This window comes from Pricia mediterranea (assembly GCF_032248455.1).
In the GTDB taxonomy this organism is placed as follows: Bacteria; Bacteroidota; Bacteroidia; order Flavobacteriales; family Flavobacteriaceae; genus Pricia; species Pricia mediterranea.
This window is the reverse complement of the sequence record NZ_JAVTTP010000001.1, coordinates 1,067,841-1,091,767: the sequence shown is the minus strand read 5'-3', so window position 1 is coordinate 1,091,767 and position 23,927 is coordinate 1,067,841. Positions and strand designations below refer to the sequence as shown.

The 23,927-nt window shown below is 45.7% G+C and carries 33 protein-coding genes and 1 pseudogene; 33 read left to right on the top strand and 1 reads right to left on the bottom strand.

Annotated elements, in window-relative coordinates:
• Position 1: 1 nt before the first annotated feature.
• Complete coding sequence (locus RQM65_RS04620; protein ID WP_314013077.1) at positions 2–3,229, bottom strand: SusC/RagA family TonB-linked outer membrane protein; 3,228 nt, start codon at positions 3,227–3,229, stop codon at positions 2–4.
• A gap of 555 nt (positions 3,230–3,784) precedes the next feature.
• Between RQM65_RS04620 and rpsL the strand changes: the two genes are divergently transcribed.
• The 33 genes and pseudogenes from rpsL to carA all read left to right on the top strand — a co-directional run bounded on the left by rpsL (position 3,785) and on the right by carA (position 23,712).
• The gene (gene rpsL, locus RQM65_RS04615; RefSeq protein WP_314013076.1) at positions 3,785–4,159 is read left to right on the top strand and encodes a 30S ribosomal protein S12; all 375 of its coding nucleotides are present in this window, start codon (positions 3,785–3,787) and stop codon (positions 4,157–4,159) included.
• Between the two features lie 78 nt (positions 4,160–4,237).
• The gene (gene rpsG, locus RQM65_RS04610) at positions 4,238–4,714 is read left to right on the top strand and encodes a 30S ribosomal protein S7 (protein WP_314013075.1); all 477 of its coding nucleotides are present in this window, start codon (positions 4,238–4,240) and stop codon (positions 4,712–4,714) included.
• An 85-nt stretch (positions 4,715–4,799) separates the two neighbouring features.
• A complete protein-coding gene (gene fusA / locus RQM65_RS04605) occupies positions 4,800–6,932 on the top strand; it encodes an elongation factor G (protein ID WP_314013074.1) in 2,133 nt (710 codons plus the stop codon).
• 84 nt (positions 6,933–7,016) lie between these two features.
• Entirely contained in the window at positions 7,017–7,322 is a 306-nt protein-coding gene (gene rpsJ, locus RQM65_RS04600; RefSeq protein ID WP_091866937.1) for a 30S ribosomal protein S10, read from the top strand.
• 395 nt (positions 7,323–7,717) lie between these two features.
• A complete protein-coding gene (gene rplC, locus RQM65_RS04595) occupies positions 7,718–8,341 on the top strand; it encodes a 50S ribosomal protein L3 (protein WP_314013073.1) in 624 nt (207 codons plus the stop codon).
• Positions 8,341–8,979, top strand: a complete 639-nt coding sequence (gene rplD / locus RQM65_RS04590) for a 50S ribosomal protein L4 (protein ID WP_314013072.1) — start codon at positions 8,341–8,343, stop codon at positions 8,977–8,979. The genes rplC and rplD overlap by 1 nt, the downstream gene beginning before the upstream one ends.
• A complete protein-coding gene (rplW, locus tag RQM65_RS04585) occupies positions 8,976–9,266 on the top strand; it encodes a 50S ribosomal protein L23 (RefSeq protein WP_314013071.1) in 291 nt (96 codons plus the stop codon). The genes rplD and rplW overlap by 4 nt, the downstream gene beginning before the upstream one ends.
• An 85-nt stretch (positions 9,267–9,351) precedes the next feature.
• Positions 9,352–10,176: a 50S ribosomal protein L2 gene (rplB, locus tag RQM65_RS04580; RefSeq protein WP_314013070.1), complete on the top strand. Its 825-nt coding sequence runs from the start codon at positions 9,352–9,354 to the stop codon at positions 10,174–10,176.
• Between the two features lie 90 nt (positions 10,177–10,266).
• Entirely contained in the window at positions 10,267–10,545 is a 279-nt protein-coding gene (gene rpsS, locus RQM65_RS04575) for a 30S ribosomal protein S19 (protein WP_314013069.1), read from the top strand.
• Positions 10,546–10,548: 3 nt separating this feature from the next.
• Positions 10,549–10,956, top strand: coding sequence for a 50S ribosomal protein L22 (rplV, locus tag RQM65_RS04570; RefSeq protein WP_314013068.1), 408 nt, complete (start codon positions 10,549–10,551; stop codon positions 10,954–10,956).
• Between the two features lies 1 nt (position 10,957).
• Positions 10,958–11,677 (top strand): 30S ribosomal protein S3, encoded by a 720-nt coding sequence (rpsC, locus tag RQM65_RS04565; RefSeq protein WP_314013067.1) that lies wholly within the window; start codon positions 10,958–10,960, stop codon positions 11,675–11,677.
• 126 nt (positions 11,678–11,803) lie between these two features.
• The gene (gene rplP, locus RQM65_RS04560; protein ID WP_314013066.1) at positions 11,804–12,232 is read left to right on the top strand and encodes a 50S ribosomal protein L16; all 429 of its coding nucleotides are present in this window, start codon (positions 11,804–11,806) and stop codon (positions 12,230–12,232) included.
• A gap of 6 nt (positions 12,233–12,238) precedes the next feature.
• A complete protein-coding gene (gene rpmC, locus RQM65_RS04555) occupies positions 12,239–12,430 on the top strand; it encodes a 50S ribosomal protein L29 (protein ID WP_314013065.1) in 192 nt (63 codons plus the stop codon).
• 13 nt (positions 12,431–12,443) lie between these two features.
• On the top strand, positions 12,444–12,704 hold the full coding sequence (rpsQ, locus tag RQM65_RS04550) for a 30S ribosomal protein S17 (RefSeq protein WP_314013064.1): 261 nt from the start codon (positions 12,444–12,446) through the stop codon (positions 12,702–12,704).
• Position 12,705: 1 nt separating this feature from the next.
• On the top strand, positions 12,706–13,074 hold the full coding sequence (gene rplN, locus RQM65_RS04545) for a 50S ribosomal protein L14 (RefSeq protein WP_314013063.1): 369 nt from the start codon (positions 12,706–12,708) through the stop codon (positions 13,072–13,074).
• A gap of 46 nt (positions 13,075–13,120) precedes the next feature.
• Positions 13,121–13,432, top strand: coding sequence for a 50S ribosomal protein L24 (gene rplX / locus RQM65_RS04540; protein ID WP_314013062.1), 312 nt, complete (start codon positions 13,121–13,123; stop codon positions 13,430–13,432).
• Positions 13,433–13,434: 2 nt separating this feature from the next.
• Positions 13,435–13,986: a 50S ribosomal protein L5 gene (rplE, locus tag RQM65_RS04535; protein WP_314013061.1), complete on the top strand. Its 552-nt coding sequence runs from the start codon at positions 13,435–13,437 to the stop codon at positions 13,984–13,986.
• Between the two features lies 1 nt (position 13,987).
• The gene (gene rpsN, locus RQM65_RS04530; RefSeq protein ID WP_314013060.1) at positions 13,988–14,257 is read left to right on the top strand and encodes a 30S ribosomal protein S14; all 270 of its coding nucleotides are present in this window, start codon (positions 13,988–13,990) and stop codon (positions 14,255–14,257) included.
• A gap of 94 nt (positions 14,258–14,351) precedes the next feature.
• A complete protein-coding gene (gene rpsH / locus RQM65_RS04525; protein WP_314013059.1) occupies positions 14,352–14,750 on the top strand; it encodes a 30S ribosomal protein S8 in 399 nt (132 codons plus the stop codon).
• 97 nt (positions 14,751–14,847) lie between these two features.
• The gene (gene rplF / locus RQM65_RS04520; protein ID WP_314013058.1) at positions 14,848–15,390 is read left to right on the top strand and encodes a 50S ribosomal protein L6; all 543 of its coding nucleotides are present in this window, start codon (positions 14,848–14,850) and stop codon (positions 15,388–15,390) included.
• Between the two features lie 10 nt (positions 15,391–15,400).
• Positions 15,401–15,757 carry a 50S ribosomal protein L18 gene (gene rplR, locus RQM65_RS04515; RefSeq protein WP_314013057.1) on the top strand — a complete coding sequence of 119 codons (357 nt, stop codon included), beginning with the start codon at positions 15,401–15,403 and terminating at the stop codon, positions 15,755–15,757.
• 8 nt (positions 15,758–15,765) lie between these two features.
• Positions 15,766–16,293, top strand: a complete 528-nt coding sequence (gene rpsE / locus RQM65_RS04510) for a 30S ribosomal protein S5 (RefSeq protein WP_314013056.1) — start codon at positions 15,766–15,768, stop codon at positions 16,291–16,293.
• A 109-nt stretch (positions 16,294–16,402) separates the two neighbouring features.
• A complete protein-coding gene (rpmD, locus tag RQM65_RS04505; protein WP_314013055.1) occupies positions 16,403–16,585 on the top strand; it encodes a 50S ribosomal protein L30 in 183 nt (60 codons plus the stop codon).
• A 12-nt stretch (positions 16,586–16,597) separates the two neighbouring features.
• On the top strand, positions 16,598–17,050 hold the full coding sequence (gene rplO, locus RQM65_RS04500; RefSeq protein ID WP_314013054.1) for a 50S ribosomal protein L15: 453 nt from the start codon (positions 16,598–16,600) through the stop codon (positions 17,048–17,050).
• Between the two features lie 18 nt (positions 17,051–17,068).
• Complete coding sequence (gene secY, locus RQM65_RS04495) at positions 17,069–18,415, top strand: preprotein translocase subunit SecY (RefSeq protein ID WP_314013053.1); 1,347 nt, start codon at positions 17,069–17,071, stop codon at positions 18,413–18,415.
• A 79-nt stretch (positions 18,416–18,494) separates the two neighbouring features.
• Complete coding sequence (gene infA, locus RQM65_RS04490; RefSeq protein ID WP_013305172.1) at positions 18,495–18,710, top strand: translation initiation factor IF-1; 216 nt, start codon at positions 18,495–18,497, stop codon at positions 18,708–18,710.
• A gap of 117 nt (positions 18,711–18,827) precedes the next feature.
• Complete coding sequence (ykgO, locus tag RQM65_RS04485) at positions 18,828–18,944, top strand: type B 50S ribosomal protein L36 (RefSeq protein WP_013305171.1); 117 nt, start codon at positions 18,828–18,830, stop codon at positions 18,942–18,944.
• Positions 18,945–19,060: 116 nt separating this feature from the next.
• Positions 19,061–19,435, top strand: coding sequence for a 30S ribosomal protein S13 (gene rpsM, locus RQM65_RS04480; RefSeq protein ID WP_314013052.1), 375 nt, complete (start codon positions 19,061–19,063; stop codon positions 19,433–19,435).
• 120 nt (positions 19,436–19,555) lie between these two features.
• Positions 19,556–19,990, top strand: a complete 435-nt coding sequence (rpsK, locus tag RQM65_RS04475; protein WP_314013051.1) for a 30S ribosomal protein S11 — start codon at positions 19,556–19,558, stop codon at positions 19,988–19,990.
• An 87-nt stretch (positions 19,991–20,077) separates the two neighbouring features.
• Entirely contained in the window at positions 20,078–20,683 is a 606-nt protein-coding gene (gene rpsD, locus RQM65_RS04470) for a 30S ribosomal protein S4 (protein ID WP_314013050.1), read from the top strand.
• Between the two features lie 17 nt (positions 20,684–20,700).
• The gene (locus RQM65_RS04465; protein WP_314013049.1) at positions 20,701–21,693 is read left to right on the top strand and encodes a DNA-directed RNA polymerase subunit alpha; all 993 of its coding nucleotides are present in this window, start codon (positions 20,701–20,703) and stop codon (positions 21,691–21,693) included.
• Between the two features lie 69 nt (positions 21,694–21,762).
• A pseudogene (gene rplQ, locus RQM65_RS04460) lies at positions 21,763–22,254 on the top strand (50S ribosomal protein L17); the annotation flags it as partial.
• 336 nt (positions 22,255–22,590) lie between these two features.
• A complete protein-coding gene (gene carA, locus RQM65_RS04455; protein WP_314013048.1) occupies positions 22,591–23,712 on the top strand; it encodes a glutamine-hydrolyzing carbamoyl-phosphate synthase small subunit in 1,122 nt (373 codons plus the stop codon).
• Positions 23,713–23,927 lie beyond the last annotated feature (215 nt).

Sequence of the window (23,927 nt, the reverse complement as noted above, 5' to 3'; positions counted from 1 at the left end):
ATTAAAAGGTTGCCTTAACACTGAGTCCATATCTTCTTGAGCTGGGTCCGGTGATATAATCGATTCCCTGACCGTTACCGACCCCTGTACTTAGGGTGTTGGTGTCAAAGCGTACATCATCGGGAGTATTTACGGCATCGTACCAAATATTGTTGCCGCTTAAGGTAAAGCTCAGCTGCCCGAACGGGGTCCTTTTGAGAAATTCCGATGGCATGTTGTACGATAAACTGACTTCGTTCAACCGGATGGTAGTTCCGTCGTAGATCAAGAATTCTTCGAAATCCGCAAATCCAATAGTATCGAACCCAAGGTTTGAGGCGGTAATCTGGGTGGTGTTAGGTGTACCGTCCTGTCTTACCCCTGGCAACACGTAGGATGCCGTTCTGTCGATACCGAAACCGACGGTTCCACGTCCCAAGGTCGATCCAATGGTCTGGGAAAAAATATCTCCTCCGTGTCTGTACAGGAGATTGGCCGAGAGGGAAAATGCCTTGTACCGAAATGTAGTGGTAAGGCCAGCGTTCCAATCGGGGTTCGGATCGCCCAGGATAGAAATTTCACCCGAGTCCAAATACAATCCATCGTCCCCTACGACCAGCTCCCCTTGATCGTTCCGGACCACGGCGGAACCTTGAAGAACTCCAAAAGGCTCGCCGACGATGGCATAATTCGCTGCACTGCCGATTACGAAGTTGGTCACTGCGATTTGATCCGTGCCTTCGGGCAAGCTTGTAATCGTGCTTTCGTCCGCGAAGAAGTTGCCGGCTAAATTCCATGAGAAATTGTCGGTGCGAACCGGAGTGAAATCGAAATCGACTTCAACTCCTTTGGTTTCCAGACTTCCAGCGTTGATTCTGGTAACGGTAAAACCGGTCGAAGGATCTAGGTTCTGATCGGTGATCAAATCCTTGGTCTTCTTCTTATAAAGACTGACGTTTAGCGACAGACGACTTCTGAAAAATTGGGCATCTACGCCGATTTCGGTTTCGGAAACAGTCTCCGCCTTCAAATCGGGATTCCCTAGACGGTCTGATACCGAGTTGCTCGAAAGTACTCCATCTACACTTACGAAACCACGGGAGGTAAGATTAAGTGTATTTCTGGTGCCGTAGGGATCGGGGAATCCAGCGGAAGTACCGTAACCCGCTCGCACTTTTAGGCTGCTCAAAAAATTGTCCCTGACCATGCCCTCGATAAATTGAGTGGGCAAAAACGAAAGGCTCGCAGCGGGATAGAAGATGCTGTAGTTGTCTCTTTCCAGCGTAGAGCTCCAGTCGTTACGGGCAGCCAAGTTTAGGTACAATCCTCTTTTATAGCCCAATGTAATATCAGTATAGACCCCAAGTTGGTTTTCAAAACTGTTGAAGGCCAGATCTCCTCCGGTAAAACTGTTTACGGTGGAGTGGTTGACGAAGTTAAAATGCTTCAGCACCCCGAACGCCAATTGTTGTGTGCTTTCGACCCCATCTCTTTCAAAGGTATCGTTTCTTGCCTGTCCACCCAAGACCACTTGAAGGTTCAGATCTTCCGAAAAGTCGCGGTCATAGTTGAAATTGACCGTATGGTTCCATATTTTATTCTTGACCTGGGTGGTTCTGAAAATACCGGTGGGATCGCCATCTACGCCACCTTTGTTCTGCCCGTAGGTGTTGAATTCCGTATAGGTGTCAAGCCCGAGTTGGTACGAAACCCCAAGATGGTCCGTAATATCGAAGCCGAGGCTCATATTCCCAAAGATACGTTCGGTATTTTGGGTAGTTTTGGAATTTTCTACGGTCCATCTCGGGTTTTGAATATCATTGCCTGATCGATAATAAATACTCCTTCCGTCCGCAGTTTGAAAAGGAAGTCCCATTAGATCAACACTTATGGGGGTGTAAAGAACATCCCCGAAAACGGAGGCACCGTCCCCAATGGTCCCGCTACCCAAGGAAGCCGCGATGGGTGGGGTCTTGTAATCAGTATTGGAGTAGTTAAGGGTTCCGCTGACCCTAAGCTTATTGGTCAAATTGGCGGACCCTCCGATACTTATATTATTCCGTATGACCTTGTTGCCAGGAGTAAACCCTTTGTCCTCCAGGTGGCCCAAGTTCAGATTATAGGTGGCATTTTCCGTTGATCCCCTGAGGTTTACCGAAGACGATGATACCCCGCCTGTCCTAAAAAAATCCTCAATGCTATTATAATTTTGATACCTATAATCGGAAGCGGCCAGATCTTCGAAGCCCACTTTGAGGGATTCGTCCGATAATCTGTCAAAAGGATGCTGTACCAGCACGGTACCATCGGGGGCAAGGCCTCTGTAGTAAGATCCGTAAGAGACGGGATTTTGTTGGGAAAAGGCCGGGCCCCAGTTGCTAAAGAAAAAGCCAAAGGCTTGGTGGAAGCCCCCGCCATACTCCTTCTGGGATTTCTGCAGTATCGGCTTACTTATAAAATAGGACGTGGAAGCGGTGACCTCAAGTTTTTCTGCGGTGGCTTTTTGACTCCCGCTCTTGGTGGTTATCAAGACCACGCCATTTCTTCCCCGTTCTCCGTAAAGCACCGTGGCACTGAGTCCTTTTAAGACCTTTACGTTTTCAATTGAATTGGGATCTAGGTCCAAGAAACGACTGGATTCGCCCGAGCTATCGAAAAAATCCGATTGCTCATTGGCCCCCCCGTCGAAGGGTACCCCATCGACAATAAACAAGGGTTGGTTGCTCCCTGAAATAGAAGAGTAGCCCCTGATTACGAAGTTAGTGCCCGAACCTGAAACTCCGTTCGTTGCGGTGATGTTTACCCCGGCCGCCTTGCCCTGAAGAATTCGGCCGATATCGCCCTGCGCGCGCTCCTCTATCTGCTCGTTGCCTACGTCGCTTACCGCATAACCCAAAGAGCCGGCCTCCCTTTTAATGTTCTGTGCCACAACAACTACTTCTTCAAGCGCCTGGGCATCTTCCGAAAGTTGAACATCTATGGTCGATGAACTTCCTACGGTCATTTCCTGGGACTGTTGTCCGACGTAAGTAAAGGACAAGACCTGACCTTCGGAGGCCTGAATACTGTAATTACCGTCGAAATCGGTCTGTGTGCCGGTCGTTGTGCCCTGCACTACTATGTTGACCCCCGGTAGCGGTAGACCGTCCTGATCGGTCACCGTGCCGGAAATTGTTTTCTCCTGTGCAAAAGAGACCTGCACAACTAACGCTAGCAGAAGCGTCAATACTCCCTTGTATCTTGTTTTCATTTTTGGTGTTATTTCAATTAGCTCTGGCGAAAATATTAATTAAAAGTTAAAGAGGTGGCAAAAATTAACAAAAAACTATTTATTTTTAATTTTTTTCAATCAAAATCTTAAATATCAGCCAAAAACATAGGTATGAACATTTAAGGTTTTCGGGAGGATGACTCTCTGGGCTCTTTCGATGTCTAGAAGTTGATTGCCATTTGTTTACATTCATACAAAGTGGTCGATATGGTTTTGAATACGAGGTGCTCTACACTATGGTTGTATATGGTCTCAAAGATTCGCTTTTCCCCTACGTCCGATTCTCCTTTAAAGATGACTTGAATACGTGAGTTCGCATCTCTTATTGGGAAGCAATGGGGAGTGGTGAGAATTGCAAACTAACAGGCATTTCTGTTTTTGATCGATATTTGCTCGAGGGGCCGTACCAACACCTTAAGGGCCCGGCTAAAAATAAATTGGAAATTTAATCTTCATCCATTTGAATTTTTATGAAATAGTCTTACATTTGCCAGCCCTTAAAACAAAGGGTTAATTTTTCATACATATAATAGTATGCCAACAATTTCACAATTAGTACGAAAAGGAAGGTCCACGATTACCAAGAAGAGTAAATCGGTGGCTTTGGATTCGTGCCCCCAGCGACGTGGGGTCTGTACGCGTGTTTATACCACTACACCGAAAAAACCGAACTCTGCCATGCGTAAAGTGGCCCGGGTTCGATTGACGAACGGAAAAGAGGTGAACGCGTATATACCCGGTGAAGGGCACAACCTCCAAGAGCACTCGATAGTATTGGTCAGGGGCGGAAGGGTTAAGGATTTGCCAGGGGTTCGATATCACATCGTGCGCGGCGCACTGGATACAGCAGGTGTCGCGGGACGAACACAGCGGAGGTCGAAATACGGAGCAAAAAAACCCAAAAATTAAAGGTTAAAAGTTAAAGGTCAATGGGTGAGGGTATAGTTCTTTTGACCATTGACGAATAACCATTAACTAAAGAAAGCAATGAGAAAAAAACAGGCAAAGAAAAGACCGCTTTTACCAGACCCAAGGTTCAATGACCAACTGGTTACGCGCTTCGTAAATATGATGATGTGGGACGGAAAGAAATCCGTGGCTTTCGGAGTGTTCTACGATGCAATGGATATTGTTGAGGAAAAGAAGAGCGATGAAGAGAAGACTTCATTGGAGCTTTGGAAGGATGCCCTTTCAAATGTTATGCCCCATGTCGAAGTTCGCAGTAGAAGGGTAGGGGGTGCTACCTTCCAGATTCCGATGCAGATACGTCCGGATAGAAAAATATCGACCGCTATGAAGTGGTTGATCAGTTTTTCTAGAAAGCGAAACGAAAAAGGAATGGCCCAGAAATTGGCTGCGGAGGTTCTTGCAGCTTCCAAGGAAGAGGGCGCAGCGGTCAAAAAACGGTTGGATACGCACAAGATGGCCGAGGCCAATAAAGCATTTTCCCACTTTAGGTTTTAAGCGTATATAAGGTAGGAAGTTACGACCGATCCCAAAATAGAAAGTAGCCGGGATTGGAATTTGGAATTAGGAATTTGATTTTAGAATGGCAACACGAGATTTAAAATACACAAGAAACATAGGTATCGCGGCACATATCGATGCCGGTAAGACAACCACCACAGAACGTATTCTGTTCTACACAGGGGTCAACCATAAAATCGGCGAAACGCACGAGGGTGCTGCTACGATGGACTGGATGGAGCAGGAACAAGAACGCGGAATCACTATCACCTCCGCGGCGACGACCTGTTCGTGGACCTTTCCGATGGAAAATGCGAAGCCTACCGAAGATGCCAAGGACTACCACTTTAATATAATAGACACCCCGGGACACGTTGATTTCACCGTAGAGGTGAACCGCTCCTTAAGGGTGCTTGACGGTCTGGTTTTTCTTTTTAGCGCCGTTGATGGGGTCGAGCCACAGTCTGAAACCAACTGGAGATTGGCCGATAACTATAAGGTACCAAGAATTGCCTTCGTGAATAAAATGGACCGTCAGGGCTCCGATTTCTTGGGAGTAGGAAGGCAGATTCGCGAAATGTTGAAATCGAATGCCGTACCGATCGTATTGCCAATCGGTGACGAAGCCGATTTTAGGGGAATCGTGGATTTGGTAAAAAACCGCGCTCTGGTCTGGCACGACGAAAATTTTGGGTCCACCTTTGATGTCATCGATATTCCCGAAGACATGAAGGAAGAGGTCAAGGAGCATCGCGCTGCCCTGATCGAGGCCGTTGCCGAATACGACGAGGATTTGTTGGAAAAATTCTTCGAGGATGAGAATTCCATTACCGAGGATGAAGTGCATGCCGCTTTGCGTGCCGCCGTAATGGATATGAGTATTATTCCTATGATCTGCGGATCTTCCTTTAAGAACAAAGGGGTTCAGTTCTTGTTGGACGCCGTATGCAGGTATCTGCCATCTCCGTTGGATAAAGATGCTATTGTCGGAATCAACCCGGATACCGAGGAGGAAGAGAAGAGAAAGCCCAGTCTGAAAGAACCTTTTTCTGCCTTGGCTTTTAAAATTGCCACAGATCCCTTCGTCGGACGCTTAGCCTTCTTTAGGGCATATTCCGGAAAGTTGGATGCGGGTTCATATATCTTGAATAATCGTTCAGGTAATAAGGAACGGATTTCCAGAATCTACCAAATGCATTCTAACAAGCAAAATGCCGTTGACGCGATCGGTGCGGGCGATATCGGTGCGGCGGTAGGCTTTAAGGATATAAAGACGGGCGATACCCTCTCCGACGAAAAGCATCCCATTGTTTTGGAAAGTATGAACTTTCCCGATCCGGTTATCGGTATCGCGGTCGAGCCGAAAACTAAGGCCGATGTTGATAAGTTGGGCATGGCACTCGGAAAATTGGCCGAAGAAGATCCGACCTTTCAAGTAAAGACCGATGAGGCTTCCGGGCAGACTATTATTTCCGGAATGGGCGAGCTGCACTTAGATATTATTGTCGATCGCTTGCGTCGCGAGTTCAAAGTCGAAGTAAGCCAAGGACAGCCGCAGGTTGAATATAAAGAGGCGTTGACAAGATCGGCCGATCACAGGGAAATATACAAAAAACAATCCGGTGGGCGCGGTAAGTTTGCTGATATCGTCTTCACCATGGAGCCTAGCGATGATGATGAGTTGACCGGCCTTGAGTTTGTGAACGAAATTAAGGGCGGTAACATTCCCAGGGAATTTATCCCCTCTGTAGAAAAAGGTTTCAAACAGGCCATGCAGAACGGTCCCCTTGCCGGCTTTGAGATGGATAGTATGAAGGTAACCCTTAAGGATGGTTCTTTCCATGCCGTGGATTCCGATTCGTTATCTTTTGAATTGGCCGCTAAAATGGGATATAAGGAAGCTGCCAAAGCTGCCCGTGCTGTGCTTATGGAGCCGATTATGAAGATAGAGGTGTTGACACCGGAGGAAAATATGGGCGATATCGTCGGGGATTTGAACCGAAGAAGAGGTACAATTTCCAGCATGGGAGATAGAGCAGGTGCCAAGGTTATCAAGGGAGAAGTGCCCTTGTCGGAGATGTTCGGCTACGTGACATCGTTGCGTACGCTGTCATCCGGTAGGGCGACCTCTACTATGGAGTTTTCACACTACGCTGAGACACCTTCGAATATTGCAGATGAAGTAATCAAGGCGGCTAAAGGCGTTACCGCATAAGACAGTAAACATTAAGCAGTAGGCAGTATATGAGCGGGTTTTTTTAAACTTCTAAACTCATAAACTCATAAACTATTTGAAAGCATGAGTCAAAAAATCAGGATCAAACTAAAATCTTACGACCACAATTTGGTGGATAAGTCCGCGGAGAAAATCGTAAAGACGGTTAAGACAACCGGAGCTGTGGTCACGGGACCTATTCCTTTGCCCACGCACAAGAAGATATTTACGGTATTGCGGTCCCCTCACGTCAATAAAACGGCGAGAGAACAATTCCAGTTAAGCTCTTACAAACGACTTTTGGACATTTACAGCTCCTCCTCCAAAACCATTGATGCGCTGATGAAGCTGGAGCTCCCCAGTGGGGTAGAGGTAGAGATTAAGGTTTAGTGAGGCTCGATTCCCTTTTTTCGGGGAATCGTTCCGGACAAACACTTAGCGCAGTCGAAGTGTCTGTTTCTGTTTCGAAATAGGCTATTACATGTCCCAAGCTGCGAGCGAGGGAAAAACGGAAAGAAATCATTCGGGTCGAATCATTTTTTTTTCGACCTTTTTTAATAGTATTGGATATTGGAAACAAAGGGTTCAATATTCCTGAAAGACGTTCACAATGATTCATTCTATTAAGTCAAGCGTTTGATGGGTTAAGAACAAGACACTCCATTATGACGATTGGTAAGTGGAAATAGAATATTACGATTATATATAGAGTATGTGGTCAAAGTGGGGGCTTCAGTCAAACATTTTGTACTAACTACGAATTACTAATTACTAATTACTAAACAATGTCTGGGTTAATAGGAAGAAAAATAGGCATGACGAGCATCTTTGACGAGAACGGGAAGAATATTCCGTGCACCGTTATCGAGGCCGGACCATGCGTGGTTACCCAAGTCAGAACCGAAGAGGTCGATGGTTATACCGGACTTCAATTGGGTTTCGATGACAAGACGGAGAAACGTGCGAACAAAGCCGAACTGGGTCATTCCAAGAAGGCAGGTACAGCTCCCAAGAAAAAGATCGTCGAGTTCCAAGGTTTTCAAGGGAAATACAAATTGGGCGACACTTTGGGTGTCGACATTTTTGTGGAAGGCGAGTTTGTAGATGTCGTCGGTACCTCTAAGGGCAAGGGCTTTCAGGGCGTGGTAAAACGCCATGGTTTCGGAGGCGTGGGTCAGGCGACCCACGGTCAACACAACCGATTGCGTGCTCCAGGTTCGATTGGCGCGGGCTCAGACCCCTCAAGGGTCTTTAAGGGTATGCGGATGGCCGGACGTATGGGCGGCGATCGCGTGACCGTTCAAAACCTCAGGGTTTTGAAGGTAGTGCCCGAAAAGAATCTAGTCGTGGTAAAAGGTGCAGTTCCCGGCCACAAAAATGGGTACGTAACGATTCAAAGGTGGATGTAATGAAGCTAGCAGTTTTAGATATCAAAGGAAAAGAAACAGGAAGGGAAGCTGAGCTTTCCGATGCTGTTTTCGCCATAGAGCCCAACGAGCACGCTGTGTATTTGGATGTCAAACAGTATTTGGCCCATCAACGCCAGGGTACGCATAAAAGCAAGGAAAGGGCAGAGATCGCCGGTAGTACGCGCAAGATCAAAAAGCAAAAAGGAACCGGTACGGCGCGTGCGGGAAGTATAAAATCCCCAATCTTTAGAGGTGGTGGTCGTATTTTTGGACCCAGGCCAAAGGACTACAGTCAAAAATTGAACAAAAATATCAAGCGTCTGGCACGTAAGACGGCCCTGACCTTAAAATCCAAGGAAGACGCAATATTGGTCGTTGAGGATTTCAGTTTCGACACCCCCAAAACGAAAGATTTTGCAGGTGTCTTGAAGGCATTGGGCTTAGAGAATAAAAAATCTTTATTTGTCTTGGGAGGTTTAAATAATAACGTATATTTGTCCTCACGAAATTTGAAGGGTTCTGAAGTCATAACTTCCTCGGAGATAAGCACTTATAAGATATTAAATGCGAACAATATCGTGTTGATGGAAGGGGCTTTAGAGGGATTGGAATCGAATTTAAAAACTAAGGAGGCATGAACGTGTTGATAAAGCCGATTATTACGGAAAAGATGACCGCTGAAAGCGAATTGTACAACCGTTATGGTTTTTTGGTCGATCCAAGAGCCAATAAAATTCAAATTAAGGATGCCGTCGAGGCTACTTATGGGGTTTCGGTAAAAAAGGTCCGAACTATGAACTACGGGCCATCCCGCAAATCTCGTTATACCAAGACCGGTATCCAGCACGGAAAGACGAACGCTACCAAAAAGGCTGTCGTTGACGTTGTAGAAGGCGATATGATCGATTTTTATAGTAATTTATAGTATCCTTTGAGATGAATCGGATGTTTTGCCACAAATTGTATAAGAGCAATGAAAAATAGGCAGCCATTCTCTAAAAAGACAAAACATGTCAGTTAGAAAATTAAAACCCGTAACCCCCGGACAGCGATTTAAGATCGTGAACGGTTTTGACGCCATTACGACGGATAAGCCTGAGAAAAGTCTTCTTGCCCCGATCAAAAAATCGGGTGGTAGAAACAGTCAGGGCAAGATGACCATGCGTCACAAAGGCGGGGGACATAAGCGGAGATACCGAATTATTGACTTTAAGCGGGATAAGCAAGATGTTCCGGCCACGGTTAAATCGATTCAATACGACCCGAACCGTACGGCATTCATCGCATTGTTGGAATATACCGATGGGGAAAAGAGATACATCATTGCCCAAAACGGACTGAGGGTAGGGCAAGAGGTTTCGGCCGGAATGTCGGTATCGCCCGAAATAGGAAATGCCATGCCCTTGAGCGTTGTGCCAATGGGTACTATAATTTCCTGTATAGAACTACGTCCGGGGCAAGGGGCGGTGATGGCAAGAAGTGCCGGTACTTTCGCGCAGTTAATTGCTAGGGAAGGAAAGTTCGTGACCGTTAAGATGCCTTCAGGTGAGATTCGATTGATATTGTCGACTTGTATGGCGACCATTGGGGCGGTCTCAAACTCAGACCATCAGTTGCTGATTGGCGGTAAAGCCGGTAGAAGCAGGTGGTTGGGAAGAAGACCAAGAACTAGGCCTGTGGCCATGAACCCGATCGATCATCCCATGGGAGGTGGTGAAGGTAGGGCTTCCGGAGGCCATCCGCGGTCCAGAAAAGGTATTCCGGCCAAAGGATACAGAACGCGCTCGAGGACCAAGAACACCAACAAATACATTCTTGAGCGAAGGAAAAAGTAAAGATTTGTTCTGCGGGATGCCGACGTAAGCCAAAGGCTTTTAAGAAGGTATCCGGGGGTAGATTTCAAATAAAAGAATAAAGAAAAGATAATGGCAAGATCGTTAAAGAAGGGACCGTACGTTCACCACAGTTTGGAGAAGAAAGTGCAACAAACGGCGGCTTCGGGAAAAAAAAGTGTCATCAAGACCTGGTCAAGGGCATCAATGGTTACCCCTGATTTTGTGGGATTAACGATAGCGGTACATAACGGGCGCCAGTTTGTACCCGTTTTTATTACTGAAAATATGGTCGGACATAAATTGGGTGAGTTTTCACCTACACGGTCTTTTAGGGGTCACGCAGGAGCCAGGAACAAAGGTAAAAAGTAAGCTATGGGAGTTCGAAAAAGACAGATGGCCGAAAGGTTGAAGGCAGAAAAAAAGGATATAGCATTCGCTAAGCTCAACAATTGCCCTACTTCGCCCAGAAAAATGCGCTTAGTCGCTGATTTGGTTCGAGGGGTCCAGGTCGAAAAGGCTTTGGCAATCCTAAGGTTCAACCCCAAAGAGGCGTCACGTAGAGTGGAGAAGCTGCTATTGTCCGCTTTGGCCAATTGGCAAATGAAAAATGAGGATGCGAATGTAGAGGATGCCGAGTTGTTCGTAAAGGAAATCCGTGTGGATAGTGGCAGTATGCTAAAGAGATTGCGTCCCGCACCACAGGGTCGCGCGCACAGAATAAGAAAGCGTTCCAACCATGTAACGTTGGTATTGGGATCTAAAAACAATATTGAATCATAATATGGGACAGAAAACCAATCCAATAGGAAACCGTTTAGGAATTATCAGGGGATGGGAGTCGAACTGGTACGGAGGTGACGACTATGGTGATAAGCTTGCCGAAGACAGCAAAATCAGAAAGTATCTCCATGCAAGGTTGTCGAAAGCCAGCGTCTCTCGAATCATTATAGAACGTACGTTGAAGTTGATAACCATTACGGTAACGACGGCGAGACCTGGGATAATTATTGGTAAAGGCGGACAGGAAGTCGATAAGCTGAAAGAAGAATTGAAGCAGATTACCAATAAAGAGGTTCAGATCAACATCTATGAGATAAAGCGTCCCGAATTGGATGCCAACCTGGTTGCGGCGAGCATCGCACGTCAAATCGAAAGTCGAATTTCTTTCAGGCGAGCCATTAAAATGGCAATTTCCGCTGCTTCAAGAATGAATGCCGAGGGAATTAAAATTCAGATATCGGGACGGTTGAACGGGGCTGAAATGGCTCGATCGGAATCATATAAGGAAGGTCGGATACCGCTCTCCACTTTTAGGGCCGATATTGATTATGCCATGCACGAAGCCCAGACTACCTACGGAAAGCTCGGAATCAAGGTGTGGATTATGAAAGGTGAGGTTTATGGTAAACGGGAGCTGTCCCCGCTGGTAGGTATGACAAAGGGCCAGGCAGGAGGAAAGGGAGACAAACGCGGCGGAAGGAAACAACGGCGTAGAAAGTAAGTCCGCAGAAAATACGTTATGCGGTGTGGACTTTATCCAAGTGGTTTCCATACTAGCGCAAACCACCGAATAGCTAGCGTTACAAGTCTATCGATTAAAGTCTAACGACCAAAATAAAGAGTAAAAATGTTACAACCCAAGAGAACGAAGTTTCGAAAGATGCAGAAAGGCCGCATGAAAGGGAATGCGGGCAGAGGCCATCGGCTTTCCAATGGCATGTTCGGTTTAAAGACTCTGGATCAAAAGTTTATAACCGCACGTCAGATAGAGGCGGCGCGTATCGCAGCGACCCGATACATGAAAAGACAGGGTCAGCTCTGGATTAAAATTTTCCCGGATAAGCCTATTACTAAAAAGCCGCTCGAGGTACGAATGGGTAAAGGTAAGGGGGCTCCTGAATACTTTGTAGCCGTAGTCAAACCAGGAAGGGTGATGTTCGAAATTGCCGGTGTACCGATGGATGTAGCTAAGGAAGCCCTGCGTCTCGCAGCTCAAAAATTGCCGGTCCGAACGAAATTTATCGTTGCACGTGACTACGTTGAAGACATAACATAAGGTAGCATGAAAAATAAAGAGATAAAGGAATTATCGGCCGAAGAACTTAACGATAAGTTGGCCGAGTATAGAAAACAGCATGCCGATTTAAAAATGGCCCATGCCGTCACTCCCTTGGAGAATCCTCTACAGATCAGAAAGGTAAGAAAAACGGTGGCACGATTGGCGACCGAAATAACTAATAGGGAAAACCAATAATTGGTTCTGCTTTATGGAAGATAAAAGAAACTTAAGAAAAGAGAGAGTCGGGGTGGTAACTAGCGATAAGATGGAAAAATCGATTGTCGTTGCCTCTGTTAAACGCGTCAAGCATCCAATGTACGGTAAATTCGTTTTAAAGACGAAAAAGTACGTTGCCCACGATGAAGAAAACGATTGTAGGGAAGGCGATACCGTGAAAATTATGGAGACCCGTCCCCTGAGCAAGACCAAATGTTGGCGACTAGTAGAAATTTTGGAAAGAGCAAAATAATATGTTACAGCAAGAATCAAGGTTAAAGGTAGCGGACAATACCGGTGCCAGGGAAGTATTGACCATCCGAGTCCTCGGTGGTACGAAACGTAGATATGCTTCCATAGGTGATAAGATCGTTGTGAGCGTCAAGATGGCAGCCCCCAACGGAGGCATCAAAAAAGGAGCGGTATCGACGGCAGTTGTGGTTCGGACCAAGAAAGAGGTGAGAAGGCCCGATGGATCGTACATACGTTTCGATGATAACGCGTGCGTCCTTTTGAACCCGACCGGCGAGATGAGAGGTACCCGCGTTTTCGGACCTGTTGCCAGAGAGCTTCGCGACAAACAGTTTATGAAAATTGTATCCCTGGCGCCCGAGGTGCTCTGAGTAGGGTCGAAAGCTAAACTCCTAAATCCATAAACTTTTTTTAAGAATGAAACTAAAAATTAAAACAGGAGATACCGTTCGCATCATCGCCGGAGACCACAAAGGTTCCGAAGGTAAGGTGATGACCGTATTCCGTGATAAAAATAAGGCGATCGTCGAGGGTGTCAACATGGTATCCAAACACGAAAAGCCGAGTGCACAAAATCCGCAGGGTGGCATTGTGGAGATGGAGGCACCTATCCATATATCGAACTTATCGCTGATCGATTCCAAATCAGGAGAAACGACACGCGTCGGCTATGAGATTCGTGACGGCAAAAAAGTACGGTTTTCCAAGAAATCCAATGAAGTAATATAGGTATGGCTTACGTTTCAAGATTAAAGAAAGAATATAAGGAGCGCGTCATCAAGGCGCTGAAAGAGGAATTCAATTACACCAATGTGATGGAAGTTCCCAAGCTTCAAAAAATAGTGGTCAGTAGAGGGGTTGGAGGCGCTGTAGCGGACAAGAAACTGATTGACCACGCTATCGATGAGCTAACCAACATCACAGGCCAGCGTGCGGTAGCGACCATGTCTAAAAAAGACGTCGCCGCTTTCAAGCTACGTAAAGGAATGCCCATAGGGGCCAAGGTGACTTTACGGGGCGAGCGTATGTATGAGTTTCTAGACAGATTGGTTACCAGTGCCCTGCCCCGGGTTCGCGATTTTCAGGGGATACGTGCCACTGGTTTTGACGGTCGGGGCAACTATAGCCTAGGGATAACGGAACAAATTATTTTTCCTGAGATCAATATTGACAAGATCAATAGAATTGACGGAATGGACGTGACATTCGTTACAACGGCACAGACCGATAAGGAGGCGAAATCACTGTTAACCGAATTAGGATTACCTTTTAAAAAGAAATAACATGGCTAAAGAATCAATGAAGGCCCGAGAGCGAAAGAGAGCGGCCACGGTAGCGAAATATGCGGAGAAACGTAAGGCCTTGAAAGAAGCCGGTGATTACGAAGGCTTGCAAAAATTACCGCGGGATGCATCCCCTGTGCGTATGCACAATCGATGCAAGTTGACCGGTCGTCCAAGAGGGTACATGCGTACCTTTGGAATTTCGAGGGTTATGTTCAGGGAAATGGCCAATGCGGGATTGATTCCGGGAGTAAAAAAAGCTTCTTGGTAAAAAGATGGATATTAGGTTTCGAACTTGGATTTGCAAAGCAAGGCCAGAGGAAAAATCTAAGGTCTAAGGTTTAACGTCTAACGTCTAAATTGAAATGGTTACAGATACTATTGCAGATTACTTAACACGGGTCAGAAATGCCAGTAGGGCAGGTCATAGGGTCGTCGAGATTCCCGCCTCAAAGGTTAAAAAAGAGATTACGAAGATTTTATTCGACCAAGGTTACATCTTGAGCTACAAATTTGTAGAAGACAAGGTGCAGCCCTCGATCAAGATTGCCTTGAAATACGATAAATTGACCAAAGAGCCCGTGATTAGGAAATTACAACGGGTGAGCAAGCCAGGCCTGCGAAAGTATACGGGGTCCGACGATTTACCGAGGGTCCTCAATGGCCTGGGAGTAGCTGTTGTCTCCACCTCGCACGGCGTGATGACCGGTAAACAGGCAAAAAAGGAAAATGTAGGTGGCGAGGTACTTTGCTACGTTTATTAAAATGAAATAAGGTACTGCGTACTGAGTACAAAGTAGGTTCAGTTTTTTCACAACGATAGTACTAAAGCTTTGTACTAACTACTAAATACGAATAGAAATGTCAAGAGTAGGTAATAATCCGATAGCCATTCCCGAGGGAGTGAGTGTGGACGTAAAAGACAACGAGATTGTGGTTAAGGGAAAACTGGGCGAGTTGTCCCAAGAGTACTCCGCGGTCGAAATCAAGGTGGAAGATAATCAAGTATGGGTCACCCGTCCATCAGATGCGATAGAGAATAAAGCGAAGCATGGCCTTTACCGGTCATTGATCGTAAATATGATTGAAGGTGTTTCTAAAGGCTGGACGAAAGAGCTTGAATTGGTCGGCGTAGGCTACCGCGCGAGCAATCAAGGTCAGAAATTAGATCTTGCCCTGGGTTTTTCCCATAACATCGTTTTGAACTTGGCGCCCGAGGTGAAAATAGAGACTACCTCCGAAAAAGGTAAGAACCCCATCATCAAATTGACGTCACACGATAAGCAGCTGGTAGGGCAGGTGGCCGCCAAGATTAGGTCTTTCCGAAAACCGGAACCCTATAAAGGTAAAGGTGTTAAGTTTGTGGGGGAACAACTACGAAGAAAAGCAGGTAAATCAGCGTAATAAGCACATCATGTCAATATCAACTAGCGAAAGAAAAAAACGAATACGAAGAAGAATCCGAAAGGTTTCCTCCGGTACTGCCGAACGGCCGAGGCTGTCTGTATTCAGGAGTAACAGCGAGATTTACGTTCAAATTATTGATGATACCCTTGGTAAAACTTTGGTACAAGCCTCTTCCAGGGACAAAGATTTAGCCCAGGAGAAAGGCACGAAGAGTGAAATTGCAAAGAAGGTCGGTAAGGCCATCGCTGAAAAATGTAAAGAAGCAGGCATCGATAAAGTAGCTTTTGATCGTGGCGGAAATCTTTACCACGGAAGGGTAAAATCCTTGGCCGAAGGGGCAAGGGAAGCAGGACTAAAATTTTAAATAGCAGTATGTTCCATAAATACAAAAACGTAGAGAGGGTTAAACCCGGAGGCCTCGACCTCAAAGACCGATTGGTCGGTATTCAACGTGTAACCAAGGTTACCAAAGGGGGAAGGGCGTTTGGCTTTTCCGCTATTGTAATCGTAGGCGATGAAAATGGGGTTGTCGGAAACGGTTTGGGAAAATCCAAGGAAGTGGCTACGGCCATTGCCAAAGCGATAGAGGATGCCAAAAAGAACCTGATCCGCATTCCGTTGACCAATAGCGGCACTCTACCACATGAGCAAAAAGGGAAGTACGCCGGTGCCCGGGTATATGTTCAGCCTGCCTCTCATGGTACAGGTGTAATTGCAGGCGGACCCGTGCGAGCGGTACTGGAGTCCGTTGGAGTAAAGGACGTGTTGTCGAAATCCCAGGGCTCTTCCAACCCGCATAACGTAGTGAAGGCAACCTTTGACGCACTTTTGCAACTTAGGGATGCAGGAGAGGTCGCTAAACAAAGGGGCGTTTCGTTGGAAAAAGTTTTTAAAGGATAAAAATAGTACAACGTATTAAGTACAAAGTATTAAGTATAATGGTTTAGGAAGGTTTTATACAAGAAAGCAAATCTAAATACTCAATACTCAATACTAAATACTAAAAAGAATGGCAAAGAAGATACAGGTTAAGCAAACAAGAAGCGGTATTAAAAGACCGCAAAACCAAAAGCGTACCCTCGCCGCATTAGGGTTACATAAAATCGGCCAGGTCGTGGAGCACGATGCCACCCCTAACATACGTGGCATGATTGATAAAGTTAAACATTTGGTTTCCGTGCAGGAAGCTTAAGGAGACAATATTATGGATTTAAGTAATTTAAAGCCAGCGAAAGGCGCCGTTAAAAGAAGTTCTAAAAGAGTGGGCCGGGGAGAAGGATCCGGCAAAGGCGGTACCTCCACTAGAGGTCATAAAGGCGCTCAATCAAGATCTGGTTACTCTAAGAAAATCGGTTTTGAAGGGGGTCAAATGCCGTTGCAACGACGGGTCCCCAAGTTCGGTTTTACCAATAGAAACCGAGTGGAGTATCAAGGGGTCAACCTGGACAAACTGCAAATGCTTGTTGACAACAAAACGGTCAATGATACTGTCAATTTCGATACATTGATTGAAAACGGAATGGCCAAGAAAAAGGATAAGGTAAAAATATTAGGAGGAGGAGAGTTAAAGGCCTCCCTTAAAGTTACCGCGCATAAATTTACGGCAAGTGCCAAAGCAGCCATAGAAGCTGCCGGGGGAGAAGCAATAAATTTATAAGCCATACCATACCGAACTATGAAGAAATTTTTCGAGACCATATCCAACATGTGGAAGATTGAAGAGCTGAGGAATAGGATTCTTCTTACCCTCAGCCTTTTGTTGGTGTACCGGTTCGGTGCCCAAATCGTGCTGCCGGGTATCGATACTTCGCAGCTAGATCAGTTGGCATCCGGGACCGAATCCGGAATTTTAGGCCTTTTAAATGCCTTTACGGGCGGCGCCTTCGCCAAGGCTTCGATATTCGCCTTGGGAATCATGCCCTATATCTCGGCATCGATCGTGGTGCAACTGATGAGCATCGCCATTCCCTATCTACAAAAGCTGGATAAGGAAGGCGAGAGCGGTCGTAAAACGAAGACGCAGATTACACGATGGCTAACTATTGGTATCTGTATCGTCCAGGCACCGGCTTATTTGTATAGCTTGCCAACGGCTTTTGGTGTTCCCGAAAGTGCTTTCTTAGAGGGTCTCGGACTTGACTTTATGATTCCGTCCGTGATTATTCTGGTCACTGGCTGTGTGTTCGCTATGTGGCTTGGAGAGAAAATCTCGGATAAAGGAATAGGGAACGGCATTTCACTGTTGATTATGATCGGAATTATCGCGACCATGCCACAATCGTTTATTCAGGAGTTCGTTTCCAGAACCACGAATAATACCGGAGGACTAATGTTTATCCTTATCGAGGTAATCCTTTGGTTCTTGGTGATTTTGGCAAGCGTTTTGCTGGTGATGGCTACCAGACAGATACCGGTACAGTACGCCCGAAGGACGGCATCGGGTGGATATGAAAAGAACGTTATGGGATCACGTCAGTATATCCCGTTAAAATTGAATGCATCCGGGGTGATGCCAATTATCTTTGCCCAAGCGATTATGTTCGTGCCGAGTTTGATAGGCAAGTCCTTTAATAGCACGGCAGTGGGACAGTGGATGGAAGTCAATTTTCAGGATATTTTTGGCTTGGCCTACAACATACTCTTTGCGGTGTTGATTATCATATTCACGTATTTTTACACCGCTATTACGGTACCGACCAACAAAATGGCCGATGATCTCAAAAGAAGCGGTGGTTTTATTCCCGGTATCCGACCTGGAAAAGAAACCGCTGATTTCTTGGATAAAATTATGTCATTGATTACATTACCCGGTTCCGTGTTCTTGGCGATATTGGCAGTACTGCCCGCCATTGTAGTCAAATTGATGGATATTCAGTCCGGCTGGGCGCTATTCTACGGCGGAACTTCGCTTTTGATTATGGTCGGCGTAGCCATCGATACGGTACAGCAGGTGAATGCCTACCTATTGAACAGGCATTATGACGGGTTAATGAAGACCGGAAAAAATAGAAAAGTAGCTTAACAGGCGGTGGTCTGTATTCGTTAAATGATGGAAAATCTGACTAACGACTAACGACTAACGACTAACGATTAAAACAAAGATGGCTAAACAAGCAGCAATAGAGCAAGACGGAAGTATAATCGAGGCCCTATCCAATGCCATGTTCCGCGTGGAGCTGGAAAACGGACATGTGGTGACAGCCCACATTTCGGGCAAGATGCGCATGCATTATATAAAATTGCTTCCGGGTGATAAGGTGAAATTGGAAATGAGTCCCTATGACCTTACCAAGGCTAGAATTACATATAGGTATTGAATCGATTCAAAGATTTGGAACCCTACCAACATGAACATTGGATATTGAGTTAATGTGTTCGTGGTTCGCCAGCTTAGAGTTAAAACCAGAGTTTAAGACGAAGGAAAATATAATACGATGAAAGTAAGAGCATCCGTAAAGAAAAGAAGTGCCGACTGCAAAATTGTACGCAGAAAGGGCAGACTGTACGTAATCAACAAAAAGAATCCTAGATTCAAACAAAGACAAGGATAAATTAGACGTCAGTAATTAGACGTTCGACGTTAGAAAAGTTGGATATTTCAAAAGGTTTCCAGGGTTTAATACAAACCACTAACGGCCAACGGATATTGACTAAAGACTAAATAGTTATGGCAAGAATCGCAGGTATTGATATACCTAAACAAAAGAGGGGCGTAATTGCGCTCACCTATATTTTTGGTGTCGGCAAAAGTAGGGCTAAAGAGATTTTGGAAAAAGCGGAAGTAGACGAGGGCACAAAAGTCTCCGACTGGAATGATGATGAGATAGGGCGAATCCGTAAACAGGTCAACTCGTACACTATCGAGGGCGAGCTGCGTTCCGAAACCCAGATGAACATCAAACGTTTGATGGATATCGGTTGTTACCGCGGTATCCGCCATAGAACCGGTCTTCCGCTACGCGGACAACGGACCAAGAACAACTCTAGGACGCGTAAAGGAAAAAGAAAGACGGTTGCTAACAAGAAGAAAGTGACCAAGTAATCAAAAGTACAAAGTACTGAGTACAAAGTACAAAGTACAAAGTACTTCGTATTGAGTAGATGGCCTTTGGCCAGTTGTACTAACTACTCAATACTCAATACTTAATACTAACAAAATAGAATGGCAAAGGCAACTACAAAAGGGAGCGCAAAAGGGGCTAAAGGCGGAAAAGCCGCTAAAGCTGCGGCCAAAAAGCGCAAGGTAAACGTCGACTCGGTAGGCGAGGCGCATATCACGGCATCATTCAATAATATTATCATATCCCTGACCAATAAAAAGGGCGATGTCGTTTCATGGGCATCCGCAGGGAAGATGGGATTTAGGGGGTCGAAAAAGAATACACCCTACGCCGCTCAGGTGGCGGCCGAAGAATGCTCTAGAACAGCACATGATGCGGGACTTAGAAAGGTGAAGGTGTATGTAAAGGGGCCCGGTAACGGTAGGGAATCCGCTATACGTGCCGTGCACAATTCAGGCATCGAGGTCACCGAGATCATTGATGTTACCCCACAACCGCACAACGGGTGCAGACCGCCCAAACGAAGAAGAGTTTAACAATCACTATATTTTTCACGAAAGCGTAATTTACGATTATCGAAGGATAAGCCTTAATTCATAGTCACGCTTTCAATACCTTAAGAAATGGCAAGATATACAGGACCAAAAAGTAAAATCGCCCGAAAGTTCGGCGAAGCTATCTTCGGAGACGATAAGTCTTTCGAGAAAAAAAATTATCCCCCGGGCCAACATGGAAATACCAGACGCCGCGGTAAAAAGTCGGAGTACGCCATCCAGTTGATGGAGAAACAAAAGGCCAAGTACACGTACGGCATCCTTGAGAAGCAATTTAGAAATATCTTCGCAAATGCCAAGCGCAAAGAGGGCGTTACCGGTGAGATTCTTCTTCAGCTTTGTGAATGCCGGCTCGACAACGTCGTTTACAGGATGGGCATATCAACCTCTAGAAGGGGGGCACGTCAATTGGTTTCCCACAGGCACATTACGGTGAACGGAGAGTTGGTAAATATACCTTCATATTCATTAAAACCCGGAGATGTCGTAGGAGTCCGCGAGAAATCGAAATCACTTCAAATCATTCAAGAGGCTCTTGAGGCGAACAGCAGTGTCTACGAATGGCTGACCTGGAATTCCGAAAAAATGGAGGGTACGTTCGTCGCCGTTCCCGAAAGAATGCAAATTCCCGAGAACATCAAAGAACAATTGATTGTCGAGCTTTACTCTAAATAATTAAGAACACAATTTCTATGGCATTATTTAATTTTCAGAAACCTGATAAGGTTATAATGATCGATTCTTCGGATTTCGAAGGGAAGTTTGAATTCCGACCTTTGGAACCTGGTTACGGATTGACCATTGGTAACGCATTAAGAAGGGTGTTGCTTTCAGCGTTGGAAGGCCATGCTATCACTTCAGTAAAGATTGATGGGGTAGAGCATGAGTTTTCGGTAATTTCGGGTGTCGTAGAAGACGTTACCGAAATTATTCTGAACTTGAAACAAATGCGTTTCAAGAAACAGATCGATGATTCGGAAGCCGAGGTGGTCGCTGTTTCCGTCAGTGGAAAAAATCAACTGACTGCAGGTGATTTCCAGAAATTCATTTCCGGGTACCAGGTGTTAAATCCCGATTTGGTGATTTGCAACATGGACGCCAAGGTGAGCATCAATATGGAAATTGTCATTGACAAGGGGCGTGGCTACGTACCTGCGGAAGATAATAAGAAATCCAATGCCGCTTTGGGAACTATTGCGGTCGATTCGATATTCACCCCGATAAAGAATGTAAAATACAGCATCGAAAACTTTAGGGTAGAGCAGAAGACCGATTATGAAAAACTAGTTTTCGAAATCGCCACCGACGGTTCGATCCATCCGAAAGATGCGTTGACCGAAGGCGCCAAGGTGCTGATCCATCACTTTATGCTGTTCTCCGACGAGCGGATTACCCTAGAGGCCGATGAAATCGCACAGACCGAAACTTATGACGAAGAGTCCTTGCACATGCGTCAGTTGTTAAAGACAAAACTGGTCGACCTGGATCTTTCCGTACGGGCGTTGAACTGTTTGAAAGCTGCTGAGGTCGATAGTTTGGGAGATTTGGTTTCCTACAATAAAAACGATTTGATGAAATTTAGGAACTTCGGAAAAAAATCGTTGACGGAGCTTGAAGAGTTGGTCATCAACAAAGGGCTGAGTTTCGGAATGGATCTGTCAAAATATAAGTTGGATAAGGATTAATAAGAATAACCGCTATTTCTTACAGGAAGGGAAACACCCTCAGTTGGAGGAATACATAGTACGAAAAACATGAGACACGGTAAAAAGTTCAACCACTTGGGGCGGAAGTCAGCGCACAGAAAAGCGATGCTCGCCAATATGGCCTGCTCCCTAATCGAACATAAAAGAATAAATACTACGGTAGCCAAGGCGAAAGCCTTGCGACAGTTTGTCGAACCGTTGATAACGAAGTCCAAACCGGAAAATAACGTAACTGCCGAAAAAGGTACGCACAACCGACGTATCGTTTTCAAGAACCTGCGTGATAAATATGCGGTAACCGAACTTTTCAGTACCGTTGCGGAAAAGGTCGCCGACAGACCTGGGGGCTATACCCGAATCATTAAGCTTGGAAACCGCTTGGGCGATAATGCCGATATGGCCATGATCGAACTGGTCGATTTCAATGAAATCTATAATGCCGGTAAGCCTAAGAAAAAATCTACCCGTAGGAGTCGAAGGGGTGGAGGAAACAAGGAAAAGGCCGCACCCGAAAATGTAGAGGAAACGCAGATGGATGACATCAAGACGGAAGATAGTGCCGCGGAGACATCCAAGCCCGACAAAGGTGAGGAAACCAGTAAAGAGGTAGCTGCCGAAAAGAAATCCGAACTTAAGGACGAAAATCCAAAGGCTAGTGAGGCAACAGCCGAGCAAGAAAATCCCTCCGAAGAAAAGTCTGAAGCTAAATCGGAGAATAAGCCTGAATCAAAGTCCAATGAGGGCGAGACGGAAACCGAGAAAGACGACAAAAAAGAATAAATTCGAAAATGTCGATAAATTTAGGAAATTGTAAAAGGATAGACTTGATGGTCTATCCTTTTTTATTATAATATCAACACATAAAATCCGATAGCATTGAAATACAAGACAAAAAGAAACGCAATCGTACTATTGGCGGACGGGACCATCTTTCACGGTAAATCTGTTGGCGATAGGGAAAGTACGGCCTTTGGTGAGGTCTGTTTCAATACCGGGATGACCGGATATCAGGAAATTTTTACCGATCCCTCTTACTACGGGCAGTTGCTGGTCACGACCAACGCGCATATTGGAAACTATGGCACTCAGGTCGAAGAGGTGGAATCGGACTCGGTAAAAATAGCAGGACTTATATGCAGGAATTTCAGCTACAATTATTCCAGGGCATTGGGAAACAAAAGTTTACAGGAATTTTTGGACGATAACAACTTATTTGCCATCTCCGATGTAGATACAAGGGCCTTGGTGAGTTATATTCGGGACCACGGTGCGATGAACGCTGTAATCACCACGGATATCGATAATCTGGAACAACTTAAAAAACAGCTCTCCGAAGTGCCCAGTATGAAAGGCTTGGAACTGGCATCGAAAGTTTCTGTCAAAGAACCTTACTTTTTCGGGGATGAGGAAGCATCCTATAGAATAGCCGCGCTTGATATCGGAATTAAAAAGAATATTCTCAGAAACCTGGGCAAACGGGACGCTTACATCAAGGTTTTCCCCCACAATGCTACTTTTGAGGAGATGCAAGCTTTTGGTCCCGATGCTTTCTTTATTTCCAACGGTCCCGGTGATCCGGAGCCCTTGACGGAGGCCATAGCTGCAGCAAAGAAGATGATTTCCAGCGGGAAACCAGTGTTCGGTATTTGTTTGGGCCATCAGATCATTGCCCTTGCGAATGGGGTGTCAACCTACAAAATGCACAACGGACATCGCGGCATCAATCATCCGATATTGAATCTTCGTACGGGCAAAGGCGAAATTACCTCCCAAAACCATGGTTTTGCCATAAACAGGGAAGAGACCGAGTCGAACCCGGATTTGGAAATTACGCACGTACATCTGAATGATAAGACCGTAGCCGGTATCCGTATCAAGAATAAGGACGTGTTCTCCGTACAATACCATCCAGAGGCCAGTGCGGGGCCCAATGATGCCGATTATCTCTTTGACCAATTTTTTGAAATGATCAAATCGAACGCCTCCCAGACCGCATAGCGCATCAAAACGCTAGTACCGCTATGGTCCCACCAGTGTTTCAGAATAGAAAAGTCTCTTGATTTGACCCGAAGACGGAAAGAAAAAAAGACGGAAAGATGAAAGGATGTAAAGACCAAAGGGTGAAAATGCAAAAGGTCAAAGTAGCTGAAACCCAAAAACAGTTTTTGGGCATTATCCTGCTTTTTTGGATATTTAGGAAACGTTTTTGTCTG